The sequence below is a fragment of the Carboxylicivirga caseinilyticus genome (assembly GCF_050589785.1).
Taxonomy (GTDB): domain Bacteria; phylum Bacteroidota; class Bacteroidia; order Bacteroidales; family Marinilabiliaceae; genus Carboxylicivirga; species Carboxylicivirga caseinilyticus.
On the sequence record NZ_JBNGOX010000012.1, the window covers coordinates 42,752 to 60,787 of the forward strand.

Sequence of the window (18,036 nt, forward strand, 5' to 3'; positions counted from 1 at the left end):
TAATATATGTCTTTCGCACTTAATTTCTATAATTTATTATTTTTTTAGGATTAAGAATTCATAAGGCGACAGACTAATTGTTTCATCTAGTGTAATGGATGTGTTATCCATCAGGTTTGATCTGATATCAGATATGAAAATATCAGGTATTGTTAATGTAGTGTTAGTGTTTCTAACATTTGCAATTACTAATACACTTTCATCATCAAGAAAGCGGTTGAAACAAATCACATTTTCATCAGCAAATGTTTCCAGTGAGCCTGTTTTAAAGACATCCGAAGAATTGTATATGGCCATTATTTTTTGATAGGACAAATTAATATCCTGATTGTTGTCCCAGTTAACATTTACAAAATTGAAGAAGTTAATGGTTGAACTATAGCCAACTTCTTGAGAACTATACATTAGCGGCACACCTCCTAAAGTTGTTGAAATAACATAAGCCGACAGAGCACCTTGCTGACTCTTGTACTTCGTGATAGGGCTGTTTTCAGAGGCACGGTCGTGATTGGTGGTGAAACGCAGTTTCTGTTTTCCAACCGGTATCTGGTTATACTCGTTTTGGTGAGATGTATACAATTCAGAAGTTTGTTTTGTTCCATTGTAAATACCTTCCAGAACATCACAGAAATTCCATCCGTAATCCAAATCAAAACCAGCCTGAAGATTAATAGGATCTGTTCCTTCGGCAAGCATTAAAACAGTACGTCCCTCTTGCATGTTTTTTAGCTGGTAAACTGCATCGCGCCAGAAGCCGGCAGGAATCCAGTCTGCAGCATCACAACGAAAACCATCCACATTGGCTTCGCGCACCCAAAACTTCATGGATGATATCATTTCGGCTCTCATCTCATGGTTATTGAAATTAAGATCAGCCACATCAGACCAATTGGTTCCAACCGGAGGAATTATATTGCCGTTTGCATCTTGAGTATACCAATCTTTATGATTTTTAACCCACTCGTTATCCCATGAAGTATGATTACCCACCCAATCAATAATAACAGCCATTTCTCTGTCATGGGCTTGTTTAACCAGTTCTCTTAAATCGTCCAGTGTTCCGTATTCAGGTTCTGTTGCTGTATAGTTTTTAATACAATAGGGCGATCCAATGGCATTTTCAACACCTTGTTCGTTAACAGGCATTAACCAAAGTACATTTACTCCTAATGATTTTATCTCATCTAATCGTTCAGTAATAGCATTGAAAGAATTGTTCTGTGCAAATACTCGCTGGTTAGCTTCGTACATGACGATGTTTTCAATGGAAGGTACTTTATCAAAAGGTTCGCCATAAAATTGTTCGGTCTCTGTTTGTTCTACAGGTGTAGGTATGTCATTGTCGTTGCAAGCCGCGAACAATGACAAGGTCATAAATAAGCCTGTTAAAAAAAATATCTTCTTCATAAAATCACTGTTATTTTCCCAAGTTAATTTGAATCCGGACACACTTGCAAAATATCACATAGTGTGTCTGGGGTACTTTTAGTTACAATCCACTACTGTATAGGAATCTGAAGTTATTTCAAAACATATATCTTCAGTAATTGACATGGAAAGATCAAATTGACCTCCATCACCACCAACTCCGTTATTAAAGATTACATTACCGGCTGATTGACCTGCTGGAACGGTTACAGTGCACCAGCCTTCAGCATCGGGTGTTGGCATTTGACCTGGCCATGCACCAAAAGTTTCACCTACAGGATCTCCTCCCCAGGCGTAAATTCCAAATGATGTCCAGTCTGAGCCTACATATTTCCAACGTATGGTAATAGGTAATGAAGGACAATCAACAGCTGTAAAAGTGTTATTGTCAGTATCAAATTCGTAACATGCACTTTCCATCGGATCGTTTAAGAAATCGAATTGCTGACCGGCTCCATTATTATTTATAATCAAATTAACAGGGCGATTTGTTGGTACTGTAAATGAGTACCATCCTTCGGCATTAGCAGTTAATACCTGACCCGGCCAGCCACCATAAACTTCTGATTCGCCCCAGGCATAAACTGCAAACTCACTCCAGCTACCTGCAGCTTGTTTAAATCTGATGGTTAGCTCTTCTGGTTCCCATTGAGCTACTTTTGAAACAACCACAGGTATCGAATTGGAAATAATAGAATCGGAACTTCCTTCATAGGTAGCCACTATCCTTAATTCAATGTTTTGTGTGCCTTCAAAATCTTCACCTGCCAGACTTTCAGCTATTTTATAAAGTGTTGCAGAATAAATATCAGAGAAAAGCCCGTCAGTTTCATCCACTATAACTTTTGATTCGAAATTCTGGCTTAGAATTCCGGCTTCCACTGCATAGCTCATGTTTTTAGTGTCAACTGGCAAACCATTTTCGTAAGAGATACGCGGACGAGACCAGGTTGTACGGAACAAAAAGTCACCATCGTCACCTTCTTCCGGTGCATCCAATATAAATTCATTTTCAGTTAATGCATTCAAAACCGGATTTGTTATTACAATATCTCCTCCTGCAGAACGTTCGTAGTTTTCCTCGCAGGAATACATAATAACTGCAAGAAATATGAAACCAATGATATATTTTATTGTACTCATGATAATTTCTTTTTTAAGTTTTATTCCTGAAACATTACCACATAATGTCCTGTAAGGTCGTTGAAACGGATATTGTAAGTACCCAAACCGTATTCATCCAGACTGATGTTATTGTCGTGAGTAGTTGGGTTTAATTCTGCAACACCCCACGGAGTATCTGTTGTTACTTTTGGACACCAGCGATTATCCCAGCTATTGTTTGCTCGGAATTTAACACCATACTCAATGTTGTCAAGCGTAATATCCAAACTCCATTGATGAGGGTCGTAACTTGAAACAACCATGTTGGGTTCATTGGTAGCTCCCCACTCTGAGAAGGCTCCAACAAAATTCATTACCGGCCATTCGGTTGCTCCACTTGCATCATATGTTTCAATTAACCATGTCATGGCACCTAAATCAATAGTAATTGTATAGTAGCCATCTGTCTCTATGAAGAATGCACCAAAATCACCAAATTCCAAAACACCACCAGCACCTGCGCAATACATCTTATCCCAGGTGCCCAGATTACTTTCGGCACAAAGCTTAAAGTAAGTGTTGCCGGCTATAAAACCTGTGTAGGTATATGTATAATCATCAGAGGAACTACTATTACGATACATCATAAACTCAGTACTTGTATTATTCCAACCTTGCATATCACCAATAATATAAATTGGTTCGATATCCGTTGGAGGAATGTAGGTAGTGATGGTTACAGGTAGTGTGTTGGCTGAATTAACAACATTGTTGGTATTTCCTTCGCCATAGGTTGCAACTACTCTCATTTCGTAATTTACGGCTTCTGCCGGTTGAACTTCAAATTCGTTTAGTAAGAATGTATTCAAATCGGCAACAAATACATCAGTATATAATTGCATTGTGGAAGCAAGTGTTTTGGCATTGGCAAAATTATTTCCTTCCAGATCGATTTGCAACTGGTAGCTAACAGGACCAGCCGGCATTGATTTATCCGAACCATCAAGATAAAAGAATGTCTCGGTCCATGTGATAGTAAATAGTAAAGGGTTAGTTCCTGTTTCTACTGTTTCAAGAACAATCATATTTGAAGGCAGATAGTTTAATTGACTGGCTTCTATATGAGTCAGTATCGGATTGTTTTCGTCATCGTTACAACTAAAAAGTGTAACAGATAAGAGTAACAAACTCAGATATATTATTTGTTTTTTCATGTTAATTCAGTTTTTTGATTTATGTTTCACCAATTAGTAACCCGGATTTTGTTCGATGTTTGAGTTAGCCACTAACTCTGCTGCCGGAATCGGAAAAACTTTATAAATCTCGTTGATATTTGCAGTTCCGCTGTATACTCCATTCTTCCAAGGCCAGGCATAATTTGCTGTAAATTGGTTAAAACGAATCAGGTCGGTACGGCGGTGTCCTTCCCAATAGAGTTCTCTTGAGCGTTCCTGTAAAATAAAATCGAGTGTCAGGTCGCTATCCGAAATGGTTGAAGCATTAGCTCGGGAACGTATTTCGTTGATATAACCCAGCGCAGTGCTTCTTTCACCACCTGTTCCACCTCGTAAAACAGCTTCGGCATACATCAGGTAAGCATCAGCCAATCGATACATTGGGAAGTCGGTATCAGGGAACTGGTTATCGGAACCAAATTCACGATTTTCAACCGATACATTCAACGGATCGCTTCGTTTGATGTTTGTATATTTTATTACTGAATATCCAAAATTAAAATCATTTAAAACTGAGGTTTCCAGCGTTCTCTTATCAGTCCAGAACATTGCTCTTGCATCATTATCATCAAATAAATTGCTAAGCGTTTCTTTAGCTCGAAGACCTGACCATGACTGACCCAATCCGAAGTTACTCCCTGGTTCCATATCCGATCCCCATGAAGCCGCCATCAGGTAGGTTGTTCCTCCATAAGTAGTTGCTTTTTTTCCATCAAAAATAATAGGGAAAATGATCTCCGGAGAAAGGTCATTATCGGCACCAAACATATAGCTGTACCTGGTGTCCAATAAATAGCCTTCGTTCATTATTTTATTGAGATAAGTTAAACTTTCGGTGTATTTGCTTTCACCAATATAAACTTCGGCGTTGAGGTACATTTTTGCCAAAACCATCCAGATAACACCATTGGTTACTTTACCGTAGTTTAGTTCACTTTTTGCAGGAAGATTGTCTTCACAGGCAAGTAATTCACTTTCAATCCATGGAAATAAGAAATCGCGTCCTTTTTGTTCCGGCATATAGGCACCAACACCGCTTTCTTCTTCTAAGAAAGGAACATTGGCATATAGATCCATCAGTAAATAGTACTTAATAGCTCTGATGGCTTTTACTTCCGTTCTGTATTCCTGTATTTGAGCCTTAAGTGCCTCATCTACATTTCGCTCATTTAATAAACTTTCTTCTGTTTCACGCAGAAATTCATTACAGAAAGCGATGGTAACCAATATACGGTTATAAGTAAGTTCACAGAATCGGTTACTGGAGGTCCAGTTGCAAAAAGTAAGTCCGTTCAAACCATCGTCTGACCATGCACAAACAGCTTCGTCGGTGGTCAATTCCTGTAAGTTCCAGTATGAGCGAAGAAACGTTGCTTCTCCCTGATCAGCGCCTACAATATCATCGTAGCCATTAGGTCCCTGGTTGCCCGAAAGTGCAAAACTGGCATATATTTTTGCAACGAATTTATTATAAGTTGATTCGTCATTCCATGCCTCTTCAGCTGTAGTTTCTTTTCCTCCGGGAGGAACCGTATTTAAATCGTCGGTACAGGAAACTAAGTTAAGTGTCAATGCTATTGCAAAGAGTATTGTGATTTTATTATATATTTTCATTTCCAATTTCTTTTAAAAGTTTACACTCACACCAAATACATATATGATCGGGCGAGGATAAAAATTACTATCCACTCCTCCGAAAACTTCCGGATCAAGTCCTTTGTAGTTAGTAAATACTACTGGATTCTGAACTGCAAGTGATAATCTTGTTTTAGTATCAAATCCCAGTATTTTGTCAATCGAATATCCCAGTGTGATGTTGTCGATTCTAAAGAAAGAAGCGTCTTGAACGTAGTAATCAGATAAAACCCTTTTGTACTGGAAATTTGTTTCGAATGCAGTAGCATGACGGTTGCTTAAAAACTCATTGGCATAAACACGTGCAGGTGCAAGTTCTGCATTATTAGCAGCAATTGCATTATAGTTATAATTACCCAGGCTACCGTGTGAAGCAATTGATAAATCCCAGTTTTTGTAACTTAGTTTAGTATTAAAACCAAGGTTCCAGTCGGGAGTAAATTTGTGATATAGATAAAGATCTTCTTCGTTTATCGTTCCGTCGTTATTTCTATCCACATACATTCCTTCAATCGGATTTCCCGCTTCGTCGTAAATTTGTTCGTACACATAGTACATCGAATGTGGATGGCCTACAGAGTGGGCAAGAAGGTTAAAACCACCATCACCACCTGTATTTCCAAAACGGTTCATCGCTGCATCGTTATTGAAGGTAAGTGCAGTAATTTCATTTTTATTATAGGCAAAGTTGAATCCAAATTCCCATTCCCAGTCGTTTTTAACGATTGGTACCACATTTACCGAAAATTCAGTACCGATGTTTTCAAGTGTACCAATATTGGCTACTACATATTCGCTGAAGTTACTACCTGCTGCAACTTTTACCTCCTGATTCAGCAGATCACTGGTTTCGCGGTTATAAAAGTCGATGGTTCCGTTTAAGCGATTGTTGAAGAAACCATAATCAACTCCAACGTTCCAGGTACGAGTAGTTTCCCACTTTAGATTGGCATTGTATGAAAGGGGCTTAATGAGTGTTTCCCAAACTCCATTGCGATAATAGTTGGCTGCTTCTCCCACGCTGTTCTGGTAAACTCTAACGGAAGGGTAGGTGTAGCCAATATCCTGCTGGCCTGTTAGCCCCCAGCCTAAACGAAGTTTAAGATTGGATAGAATATCAGAACCTTTCAGAAAATTCTCCTCGTTGATACGCCAGGCAAATGCAGCTGCCGGAAATACACCCCAGCGATTGTCGCTGTTAAATCTTGAAGATCCATCCTGACGAACCGTAAAGGTAAGCAGGTATTTGTTATACATGTTCCAATTCATTCTTCCGAAAAAGGATACCAGATAATATTCTTCAGCGTAAGGTACATTATCTTCGATCACTTCGCCATAACGATCTGGGGCCGTGCGAATAGCAAGATTACTGTTTTCCCACCAGAAGTGCTGCCATGAATAACCTGCCATAACATCGAAATTACTTTGCATAAAGTTCATATCAGTCTTGTACTGACCATAGAAATCGAGTAATGAATTGTTACGTGTATTTTTCCAATCATTCTGATAACCACCTGCATTAGCTTGTGCAGGAGCTGTGTGTGGAGTTGCATTATGTCCGGTTGTTTCGGAATAATCAATTCCCATATTTAAGTTGAAATTAATTTTAGGGAAAAAGTGCAGTTTATAATCAGCCTGTGCATTTCCAATAAACTGGTAACCTTCTGACGTATCATCACGCATTTCAAGCAATGAAACAGGGTTTTTTGTAGCAACGTTTAATATGTTTCCATCATTACCTGTCCATGACCAATAACCTCCATATGGGCTGTTTTCGTCGTAAATAGGCTGTGTTGGATCCATTGAAATAGCAGAACCTATGGCACCCTGATCGGCAAAACGGTTTTTAATATACATACCTCGTCCATTCAGGTTCACTGACAGATGTTTATCTAACATTTGCGGAGTAACAGAGAAACTACCGGTAAAACGTTCCATGTTGGAAGTTTTCAGAATACCGTTCTGATTAGTATAACCAACCGAAGCCCGGTATGGCATAATATCCTTATAAGATCCGTATGCACTTAAGTTGTGCTCCGTACTTAATGATGTGCGGAAAATAGCATCCTGCCAGTCAGTGTTTTCACTACCCAGTTTTCCAAGTACTTCTGCTTCGTTTGATAAACCAGTGAAGGTGTCTTGTATAAATGTGCGGAATTCATCTCCGTTAAGAACATCAATTCCTTCTTTGCGCTGACTAACCGATACATTTCCATCATAACTGATGCGAAGCTTACCTGTTTTTCCTTTTTTAGTAGTGATCAGAATTACTCCGTTGGAAGCTCTTGAACCGTAAATGGCTGTTGCTGATGCATCTTTTAATACGGTAAATGTCTCAATATCGGTTGGGTTGATCGTACTAAGCATATTACCAACACCACCCGGACCGCCACCTAATGGTATCCCGTCCACAACAATTAAAGGATCGTTATTAGCCGAAAGTGAAGAGCCTCCACGAATTCGAATGGTTGCCCCTGCACTTGGAGAACCACCGGCTGTAGTAATTTGTACACCGGGTATTTTACCAATAAGCATATCTTGTGGATTAGGTGCAGAACCTCGGTTTTCCAAATCAGGTTTTAGCACTGCAACCGAACCAGTCAGGTCATCTTTCTTTACCGATCCATAACCAATGATCACAACTTCACCAACCAATTCCTCCGATGAAGTCATCACCACATTGATAGATTGACGCCCTACAATGGCAACTTCCTGATCATCAAATCCAATAAATGAGAAGACTAAAGTATCGCTGGCAGAAATTTGATTAAATGAGAACTGCCCGTTGGTATCAGTTACCGTTCCAATAGTTTTATTTTTAACAATAACGTTTACCCCAATTAATGTCTCGCCAGATTGATCTTTAACAATACCGGAGACTGAAGTTGATTCCTGAGCGAACCCGGGAATTGTAGAAGTTAATAATAACAGAAGAGCAAAGACTTTTAAAAACCACGAACGTGTTTTCGAAGCCTTTGAGTTCGAATGGATTTTTTTCATAACAAATCGTTTAATTTTGAACTCGGATTATTCCGAATACAAAACTATTTGTGAATTGCCATGGCTCTTGGAGTATATAAAATGAAATATAGACTTTTATTGAATTATGTATTTGCTAATATTCAGTAATACAAACGAATGTGATATTTTTAGGATTCAAAAAATATAGATTAGTTAAATCTTTTTTAGAAGAATATAGAGGGAAAAATGATCTTTTTGAGCTCTTAATAAAGGTTTAGTTACGATGTGAAACTGTCGATTTTCATTATTTCATCTTCGAACTTATCTCTGTCAATTTTTGCCCGGTTTTTAACTTTGGTACGATACGTATAAACCGTGTTAACTGAGTAGCGTAAAAACTGAGCTATCTTTGAACTGTCGCTAACACCTAAACGAATCAAAGCAAAAATCCTAAGTTCGGTATTCAGTAGTTCATCTTTTTTTAATGAGAATTGATTTTCGGGTTCGAAAAGCGCATTGAATTCGTCTTTAAAATCAGGGAATAATTTCAGAAAGATACGGTCGAAGCTCATTAAAAGCTCCTGCATTTCTTCATCAATCAACTTTTTTGATTTGGTCATTGCCAGCAACGAATCAATTTGACCAACAGTTATTTTACGTTGAACCAGTTGGTGAAACTGTTCAATTTTATCGATGTATTGAGAACAAAGGTTTAGGAAGTGTCCGATGTATTCCTCTTTAATTTTATTTGATTCAAGTAAATCAAGATTTAATTGATTCAACTGATCATTGGTCAATTGGATTACTTTTCGGTTTTGTCGTAGCTCTTTTAATTGCTTAAGAATGTAGAAGGTGGCAAATAAAATAATAAGAGCCAGTAAGCTTATTGCAGTTAGTGCTATCGAAAGTCGTCTTTTTTCTTTGTTAAGTTTATCATGAAAGGCTTTCTCGATTATAGGTAACGATTTGGCAATCTCTACTCTACGTAACCGTGCATTGTAATAATTGGCATCGTTGAGTGAAAGCTTGATCAATTGGTATGCCCTTTCAGTATCACCTTCATCATATAAGATCAAAGCCAGTTGATGAAACGAGGCATTTTCAGTTATAGCACAATTAATATCAGAAATAGCTGCCAGAATTGCATATTGCTTCTGCATTTTTTTATTATCCGAGATGCTGTAGATAAATGAAAGGGTAGAGGCTGTAATGGAATAATCCTGACTATAAGAATCCTGGCTCTGAAGGTAACCAAGATAAATATTTTTTGCCCTTTCAATATTGCCATCAATCAGCTCGAGTAAACCTTTGGATATATGGTTGGGAACCTGTAACTGATCCGAAAGAATAATTAATGAATCCCAGTAACCACGTGCTTTGTACCAATATTCATCGGAATATAAATTTCGTCCATTAAATAAAGTAAGATCGTGATACAATCGACCATAATGATTGTAATATTCAAGTTTCTGTTGATTGGTTAAAGAGTCATTAACTATATTTTCGATAAAACGAAACGAATCGCTGTATAACCCTGATGAGGTCATGATAAAGGATAAATCAAGGCTGCTTTGGTTGAACCAATAAATGTTATTTGTATTTTTTGAATCGTTGTAATTCGAAATGGCGTAATGATAAGCAGAATCATATTGAAAGGTTTTATACTCGTCGTATAATTCTTTGAAGAGAGAGAATTGTTGATGCTTATTATCTGCATTCGAAACCTTTGCTTTTAAGCTGTCAATAATATTGAGCTTGTTTTCAATAAAAAGATTTTTATTGCTGATTGACTGATCCAGAACCTTAAAAAGTGAGTCAATAGTATTGTCTTGTGCACTAATATTAATGCTCACACAAATAAGAATGTATAAAAAGGTTCTTTTCATATTGGATTGTCATTAACCTTGATCAATATTGAAAATCAAAGATTACAATAGTCTGCGATTGGTTAAAGATAATAATGTTTGAGAATTTGATGTGCAGAAAGCAATTTGAAAACAAAAATCCCGGTATCATTATAAGCAGGAGCATGATACCGGGACATAGGAAAAAACCAGTTCTTTATTATTTTTCTTTTTCGAAAGGCCAGCCCATTATACCTCCTTCCATTACTTTAACATTAGTATATCCGTTAGCTTTTAGTACACGGGAAGCCTCATAACCACGTAGTGATATTTTACAATAGGTAACTATTGGTGTGTCTTTATCTTTAGGTAATTCCTGTATACGAGTGCGTAATTGACCTATTGGTATCAATGTTTCGCCTAAGCCGAGTCTTGTCTGTTCGTATTCATCCGGACCTCTTGTATCAAGCAAATAAAGAAATTCACCTTTATCAACTTTTTCTTTTACTTCTAAAGCAGATATTCCGTCGAATAAACCACGCATTTTATTTTGCATGATATGTGCTGTTGCAATACTATGGTCGATAGCCAATGAGAAAGGTGGAGCGTATGGTAAGTCATTATTCACTAGGTCATCAACTGTTAGTTTTCCCATAATGGCTGTAGCCCAAATAGCTATCTGTTTACTAACATCACCCGGTCCTATGCATTGGGCTCCAAGGATGCGTCCCGTTTTTTGTTCAGCAACTAATTTGGTTATCAATAACTTTCCATTCATGAAGCCTGGTTTGTCAGGACTAGCATTGACAACTTTAATGAAATCCAGCCCTTCTTTTTCAGCTGCAGCCTCTGATAACCCTGTAATACCTACACCATAATCAAATATTTTGCAAATACCCGTTTGGATTGTTCCTTTAAAGGTGGCTGTATCATTTAATATTACATTTTCACCAGCCACACGACCTTCCAGATTAGCAAGGTCTCCGTAAGGAGCCAGAACCTTATTGCCCGTTATCTTATTTGTAACCTCTATACAGTCTCCAACAGCGTAAATATCTTTGTCTGAAGTTTGCATGAAATCATTAACCGTTATTCCTCCCAATTCACCAATTTTCAGTCCGGCATCTCTTGCTAAATCAACTCGAGGTGTTACACCAATAGCAACAACAGCCAGCTCGCATGGAATTTCTGTTCCATTAGCCAGTTTTACAGCTTTCAATTTGCCATTTTCTCCAATAAACTCAGCAACTCCATTTTTGGTAATAACATTGGCTTTCGATTTAAGATAATTCTCAACCAGCTTTGCCATTTTCCAGTCGAGGAAGGTTAGTAATTGAGGTAATAACTCAATAAGTGTTAATTCAATACCTGCCAGATTTAGAGCTTCGGTTGTTTCAATTCCAATTAGCCCTCCACCAATAACAACGGCTTTTTTAATGCTTTTATCATCACGAATTTTACGCAAATAATCAGCATTTTGCATTGATTGAAGAGGTGTTATTCCATCCAGATCAATTCCGGGTATAGGAGGCATTTTAGGAGTTGTACCGGTTGCAATAATTAGCTTATCATATTGATGAGTTCCTGTTTCACCTGATATCAGATCTTTAAATTCTATCTGCATCTTTTTTCTGTCGATACGAGTAACCTCGGTATTAACTTTAGCTTCTATTCCTTTGGCGTTGATGTAATACTTTGGGTCCCGAACAACTCCTGTTGGCGTGCAAAGTAGTTTGTTTCTGTCGTCAAAAAAGCCACCTACATAATATGGATAACCACAGGATGCCATTGATAAATCAGGTGCTTTCTGAAAGATTGTAATCTCAGCAGATTCATCTAATCTTCGTGCCCGGGCCGCTGCTTTGGGTCCTGCAGCAGATCCGCCAATAATAACAATGCGTTTATTTTTCATTTTGACATGGATTTAGTTTGTTTTCAATTGACTTTATCGAGTATTTTATTGGTCAGATCCTGAAATGCCTTATGGACAGATGGATTATCTGTTAGGAAAATATTTTTTCCTTGGTCTGATGATTCTTCAATTTCCATTACCAGAGGTATCTGACCAATAAGAGGGGCATTGAATTCATCTGCCAACTGTTGACCTCCTCCTTTACCAAAGATGTAATAACGTTCATCAGGATGATTAGCAGGAGTAAACCACGCCATATTTTCTATGATGCCCAATATGGGTGTTTGTACATGTTGGTTATTGAACATATAGCCTGCTTTTCTGCCATCAGCCACAGCTAACTGTTGAGGTGTAATAACAATTAATGCTTTCGCTTTTTTAAAGTCCTGTGCCATTGTAATAGCAATATCACCCGTTCCGGGAGGCATATCAATCAACAGGAAATCAAGTTCACCCCATTTTGTGTCTTCAATTACCTGTTTGAGTGTTTTTGATGCCATGGGACCGCGCCAAATCATAGCATCCTCATCTTTGACCAATAACCCAATTGACATTATTCTGACACCGTACTTTTCAATGGGTATTATTTTTGCTTTGTCATTTTCTCTTTCAATGACAGGATGTTCGTTTTTGATATCAAATAAAATCGGAACTGATGGGCCATATACATCAGCATCTAATAATCCTGTTTTATAACCTTCTCTGGATAGACTTATAGCCAGATTAGCTGCAACCGTTGATTTACCTACACCACCTTTCCCTGAGGCTATCAGAATTATATTTTTTACTGTATTCAGGAGTTCTGGCTTTTTATCGAGAGGTGTTAGCATTTTATATTCAGTCATGATTTCTTTATTGATGAGTTAATAACTGACTTTCAGATTTAATTTTATTCAAACGATTCCATATTAGTTGAATGGCTTTTGCAGATTCTGATTCAGGAGCATGCTCGAGAATATTAAGCTGTTCTTTCATAGCATCCCTGAATAATATTGAATAGGGCACTTTACCAAGTAATGGAATCCCTTGATCTTTTAAATCAGACATTATAATTTTTTCCATATCATTATTAATGCCTGACTTGTTTAATATTGCATAGGCCGGGATACCAAAGTTCTTTATTAAATCAATTACACGCAGACTGTCGTGTCTGCCAGTTAAAGTAGGTTCAATTACCAGCAATACAATATTTGTTCCGGTGAGAGATGCAATTACCGGACATCCTATTCCGGGAGGTCCATCATTAAGAATGATTTTAATATTTTGAGCTTGAGCCAGTGCTTTCGCTTTCTTTCTGATAAATGTAACCAGCTTGCCCGAATTCTCTTCGCCAGGTTCCATTTGAGCATGGACAAATGATCCGAATCGTGTTACCGATTCGTACCATTTATGTCCATTGTCAGGTTTAGTTTCTATCGCACTTTCCGGACATGCTCTTTCGCAAAGACGACAGCCTTCGCAATTGAACGGATTTATTTGGTATTCATTATTAGTTAATTCTATTGCGTCAAATTGGCATAGCGAGTGACATATTCCACAGTTGGAGCACAAGTCAGTATTTATTGTCGCTGTCTGACCACTGAGAAAAGTACCTTCTTGCTTGATCTCCGGATTTAGGATCAGAAATAAATCGGCTGCATCAACATCATTGTCGCAAATTATTGCAGGTGAAACCATACTTGCTAATGCTGCTGTAATGGTTGTTTTACCAGTGCCTCCTTTGCCACTTAATACAGTAATTTCAAGCATGGTGGATCAGTTTATTTTTTAATTTTTGAGTTATACCTGTGTAAACAGATTCAATATCTGATGGTATGTTCTTTAAAATAGAGCCTTGGGCATATGATTTGACATAGTCGATATTAAAAGGTATCTCTGCCAGGATCTCAATTCCTTCTTCCTTTAAATAAGTATAAGTGTCGCTATATTCGTCAGCTTTATTAATGATAACACCAAAAGGTTTATTCAGCTTCCGAACCAAATCAATCATTAACTTCAGGTCGTGTAAACCAAAAGGAGTTGGTTCTGTAACTAATATAATATAGTTAGCCTGGGTAATTGTTGCGACCACCGAGCAACTTGTTCCAGGTGGGGCATCATAAAGAATTACTTCTTTGTTTATCCAATCGTCTTTTACCAAGTCTTTGATAACCATGGTTTGCATGGATGAACCAATTTTTAGTCTTCCCTCAATCAGAAATGACTCGTCAACACCATGATTAAAAGTGTTAATCTGTCCGATTTCGTTTGGCTGTTCAATAATTGCTTTCTCCGGACAAGCATAAAGACAAGCACCGCATGAATGACATAGGGATGGACTGACCTCAGCAAACTGGGCAGGTGGAATAACAATAATTGCGTTGAATTCACAATAATCAACACATTTCCTGCAAAATGTGCAGGTGTCAGTATTGATGAATGGAATTAATTGAGTTACCTGCTTTGATTTGGCAGATTCCAGTTCTTCAAAAAAAATGGAAGCATTGGGCTCTTCCACGTCACAATCTGCAATTTGTACTTTTGAATTGAGAATTTTACTCATAAAATGATACAAATTGACGGTAACTGTTGTCTTTCCAGTGCCACCTTTTCCGCTGGCTATTGCAATCTTTACAGGCATTTATTAATTATTAATGGAGATAGTTAAATAGCGGAGAGCCTGCCACTTTACAAACGCTCCGCTATCATACTCAGACAAAGTAAAAGACAGAGTGTTAGTCCTTACCCGAATTAAACCACTTAAAACCACGTGCTTTACCGCGACCCGAATTTCGTCCCATTCCATTGCCTTTAGCATTACTGGAATGATTGCTTCCTTTTCTTTCTGATGAGGAGCATCTTCCTTGTTTTCTTCCGGTTCCAGAACCTTGTCCTGAAGGACCAGTACCATCAAATCTGGGCATACTATTTATTTAATTGTTTAATGATGGATGAAATGGTTTGACTATCATCATCCAGCATCACCATTTGTATTTTAAATTTATCCAGCAAGTCTTTCGCCTTTGGACCAAAGTCACCCGATATAACTCTTGAAACACCGAGTTCAATCACCTTCTCTGCAGCCTTAATTCCTGCGCCGCTATTGGCATTTATGTTTTCATTATCAATGAATTCAACTGAATTATTCTCGGTATTGTAAATGCAGAAATAACTGGCACGACCAAAACGTAAATCAAAGGTTGATTCAGGGATATTTTGAGTTGAGGTAATTGCTATTTTCATAATCTAATCATTTGTTATTATGTTATTGATCTCATCTGATTTACACATAGGACAGCAACTTGCGGTTGTTGGGTCAGGAAGATTAAAACGAGCATGACATTGGTTGCATACATACCAGTTTTCATCCATATGGGCATTTCCATAAACGGTCTTTATTTCTTTCGTTTCAACCAGTGCTTCGGCAATTTTTCGTCGTGCGCTTTCGTAAATACGCGCAAAAGTAGCTCGTGATATTCCCATCAATTTGGACGCTTCCAACTGATTTAATAAATCGTAATCTGCCAATTTGATTGCTTCGTATTCTTCATATAATAGTTCAACCATTTTTGAATTAGGACGGTGACCATATGGCTTATAACCTTTAAATCCTGGTGGAGCTACAATCTTACGTAGTCTTCTTCTTCGTGGCATATTATACAGTAAATTTATAATGAGAATATGCTCAAAATTATAAATAATGAGAATATGCACAAAATAAATCGTGAGTTATTTTTATTTAAGATGATTAATAAAGTATTAGAAAGCCTTTAAATAGAAGGTTTGAACGATATGTTTTAGTAAATGCCCAGATGCTTATATTTTTTAATCATTACGTATGTAGTGGTGTTCAGTGTAAAGAATTAACATTGACAGGTTGAAATTAATGGGAGAAGAAGGGACCATATCAGCTGTGGGGTTAAATTAATTTGATTAGTTGATGTGAGTTTTTAAGGTTGAGATTGTACTGGAATATGATTGATAATTATAATTACCCGAATAGCATGGAAAAAAAAGCAAGTAAGCTGATATTATTTAAAATTTATAAACTACTTATTGCATCCCTGGTGATTGTGATGGTGGGGTGTGCACCTAAAAAGTTACCCCAGGAAACGAAACCAAACATTGTGCTGATTATGCTTGATGATTTAGGTTATTCTGACCTGGGTTGTTATGGTGGTGAAATTAACACACCTAATATTGATCAATTAGCATCTGAAGGAATCCGTTTTACACAAATGCATAATAGTGCCCGTTGTTGTCCAACCAGAGCATCACTGCTGACAGGGCAGCATCCTCAGGTTGCAGGGATAAATGGTATGGGTGTTAATTTAAGTATGAATACAGCTACCATTCCTGAAGTGTTGGTTCAAAATGGATATCAAACCGGTATGACTGGTAAGTGGCATTTGTCAACGACAAAAGCTTTACCTGATCATAATGAGCAATTGCAATGGCTGGCCAATCGAGTGGATCATGGTCCGTTCTCACCATTGGAAAATTATCCTTGTAACAGAGGTTTTCAGGAGCATTGGGGTGTAATATGGGGTGTGGTTAACTTCTTCGATCCGTTTAGTCTTGTTCATAATGAAGAAGCTATTAAGGAAGTGCCTGAAGATTTTTACATGACTAATTTTGTTACCGATAAATCAATCGATTTGTTAGAGCAGTTTTCTGAAAAAGAGGAACCTTTTTTTATGTATGTAGCGCACACAGCCCCACACTGGCCATTGCATGCCTTGCCTGAGGATATGGCTAAATATCAAGGTGTTTACGATGGTGGATGGGATAGTTTGCGGACAAAACGATATGAGAGAATGTTAGAGTTGGGTCTCATTGATGAAGAAACCTATCCGTTAACTCCAAACAGCTCAGGAAGATCGTGGGAAGAATGCGAGAAAAAGGAATACGAAGCCAACTGTATGGAAGTTCATGCTGCTATGGTTGATAGGGTAGATCAAGGGGTTGGCAAGATCGTAACTAAACTTAAAGAGTTGGGTATTTACGACAATACAATCATAATGGTATTGAGTGATAATGGAGCATCACCTGAGAGAGGATATCCACCGGGATTTGATCGACCAGGTTTTACCCGTGATTCTGTCATTATAGAATACAATGCACAAAATCCTGGTTCAGGCACTACCTGGAACTATATTGGATCAGCATGGGCAAGTGCTGTAAATACACCATTCAGATATTGGAAAAAAGAATCATACGAAGGTGGAAGTGCAACGCCGTTTATTGTTAGCTGGCCTGAAAAACTTAAAGATAAAGCCAATACAATCAATCGTGGTTTTGCACATGTTGCAGATGTGTTACCAACTTGTTTGGATGTAGCTGACTGTTCTTATCCTGATTCGATCAATGGTATGAAGGCAATTAAACCTGTTGGAAGCAGTTTCTTACCTCTTGTTGAAGGTAATGTTTCTACAACACATGATGTATTTGTTTGGGAGCACGAAGGTGGTAAAGCTGTAAGAGTAGGCGACTGGAAAATGTCAGCATTGCCGGGTCAACCATGGGAATTGTTTAATATATCGCACGATCATACCGAGTCAGATAATTTATCATCACAATATCCTCAAAAAGTAAAGGATCTGGATAAAATATGGAAAGATTGGGCTGATAAAACAGGTATTAGGTATTAAGTAAACATAGATTTTTTCATAGTTTGTTTTGGTGAGCTTTAGTAACTGATAGGTTATTATAGTTGTGGTTAAAGAGGTTATCTGTTGTAGTTCAGATAACCTCTTTTTTTTCTTTAATTCTTCAGTCAGTTAAATGTATCAATCTTATAATTAGTTAGAAAATAGGTGACCAACATTGGTTCGTTAATAGCAATAATTTACGAACGTAGTTTATATTTACGTAAATGGATTTATTTTCAGTACTTTGTTGATTAATTTTGTGTTGTTTAATGTGCTTAAAACCAAAC

The 18,036-nt window shown here is 37.7% G+C and carries 14 protein-coding genes; 1 reads left to right on the forward strand and 13 read right to left on the reverse strand.

Features of this window, described 5'->3' with window-relative positions:
* Positions 1-36: 36 nt before the first annotated feature.
* The 13 genes from ACRD62_RS08305 to ACRD62_RS08365 all read right to left on the reverse strand — a co-directional run bounded on the left by ACRD62_RS08305 (position 37) and on the right by ACRD62_RS08365 (position 15,752).
* Positions 37-1,407, reverse strand: coding sequence for an alpha-amylase family glycosyl hydrolase (locus tag ACRD62_RS08305; protein ID WP_430819672.1), 1,371 nt, complete (start codon positions 1,405-1,407; stop codon positions 37-39).
* 78 nt (positions 1,408-1,485) lie between these two features.
* Complete coding sequence (locus tag ACRD62_RS08310) at positions 1,486-2,571, reverse strand: starch-binding protein (RefSeq protein WP_430819673.1); 1,086 nt, start codon at positions 2,569-2,571, stop codon at positions 1,486-1,488.
* 20 nt (positions 2,572-2,591) lie between these two features.
* Positions 2,592-3,746 carry a SusE domain-containing protein gene (locus tag ACRD62_RS08315; protein ID WP_430819674.1) on the reverse strand — a complete coding sequence of 385 codons (1,155 nt, stop codon included), beginning with the start codon at positions 3,744-3,746 and terminating at the stop codon, positions 2,592-2,594.
* Between the two features lie 33 nt (positions 3,747-3,779).
* Positions 3,780-5,381, reverse strand: coding sequence for a RagB/SusD family nutrient uptake outer membrane protein (locus ACRD62_RS08320; RefSeq protein WP_430819675.1), 1,602 nt, complete (start codon positions 5,379-5,381; stop codon positions 3,780-3,782).
* A 12-nt stretch (positions 5,382-5,393) separates the two neighbouring features.
* A complete protein-coding gene (locus ACRD62_RS08325; protein WP_430819676.1) occupies positions 5,394-8,402 on the reverse strand; it encodes a SusC/RagA family TonB-linked outer membrane protein in 3,009 nt (1,002 codons plus the stop codon).
* A 239-nt stretch (positions 8,403-8,641) separates the two neighbouring features.
* Positions 8,642-10,249, reverse strand: a complete 1,608-nt coding sequence (gene susR / locus ACRD62_RS08330; protein ID WP_430819677.1) for a SusR family glycan utilization regulator — start codon at positions 10,247-10,249, stop codon at positions 8,642-8,644.
* A gap of 178 nt (positions 10,250-10,427) precedes the next feature.
* The gene (locus ACRD62_RS08335) at positions 10,428-12,119 is read right to left on the reverse strand and encodes an FAD-dependent oxidoreductase (RefSeq protein ID WP_430819678.1); all 1,692 of its coding nucleotides are present in this window, start codon (positions 12,117-12,119) and stop codon (positions 10,428-10,430) included.
* A gap of 23 nt (positions 12,120-12,142) precedes the next feature.
* Complete coding sequence (locus tag ACRD62_RS08340; RefSeq protein WP_430819679.1) at positions 12,143-12,964, reverse strand: Mrp/NBP35 family ATP-binding protein; 822 nt, start codon at positions 12,962-12,964, stop codon at positions 12,143-12,145.
* Between the two features lie 7 nt (positions 12,965-12,971).
* The gene (locus ACRD62_RS08345; RefSeq protein ID WP_430819680.1) at positions 12,972-13,868 is read right to left on the reverse strand and encodes an ATP-binding protein; all 897 of its coding nucleotides are present in this window, start codon (positions 13,866-13,868) and stop codon (positions 12,972-12,974) included.
* Complete coding sequence (locus ACRD62_RS08350; protein ID WP_430819681.1) at positions 13,861-14,739, reverse strand: P-loop NTPase; 879 nt, start codon at positions 14,737-14,739, stop codon at positions 13,861-13,863. The genes ACRD62_RS08345 and ACRD62_RS08350 overlap by 8 nt, the downstream gene beginning before the upstream one ends.
* A 94-nt stretch (positions 14,740-14,833) precedes the next feature.
* Entirely contained in the window at positions 14,834-15,022 is a 189-nt protein-coding gene (locus ACRD62_RS08355; protein ID WP_430819682.1) for a DUF5320 domain-containing protein, read from the reverse strand.
* A 1-nt stretch (position 15,023) separates the two neighbouring features.
* A complete protein-coding gene (locus tag ACRD62_RS08360; RefSeq protein WP_430819683.1) occupies positions 15,024-15,341 on the reverse strand; it encodes a NifB/NifX family molybdenum-iron cluster-binding protein in 318 nt (105 codons plus the stop codon).
* A gap of 3 nt (positions 15,342-15,344) precedes the next feature.
* Entirely contained in the window at positions 15,345-15,752 is a 408-nt protein-coding gene (locus tag ACRD62_RS08365) for a DUF134 domain-containing protein (RefSeq protein WP_430819684.1), read from the reverse strand.
* A gap of 350 nt (positions 15,753-16,102) precedes the next feature.
* Here ACRD62_RS08365 and ACRD62_RS08370 point away from each other — a divergent pair, with 350 nt between their 5' ends.
* A complete protein-coding gene (locus ACRD62_RS08370; RefSeq protein ID WP_430819685.1) occupies positions 16,103-17,749 on the forward strand; it encodes an arylsulfatase in 1,647 nt (548 codons plus the stop codon).
* Positions 17,750-18,036 lie beyond the last annotated feature (287 nt).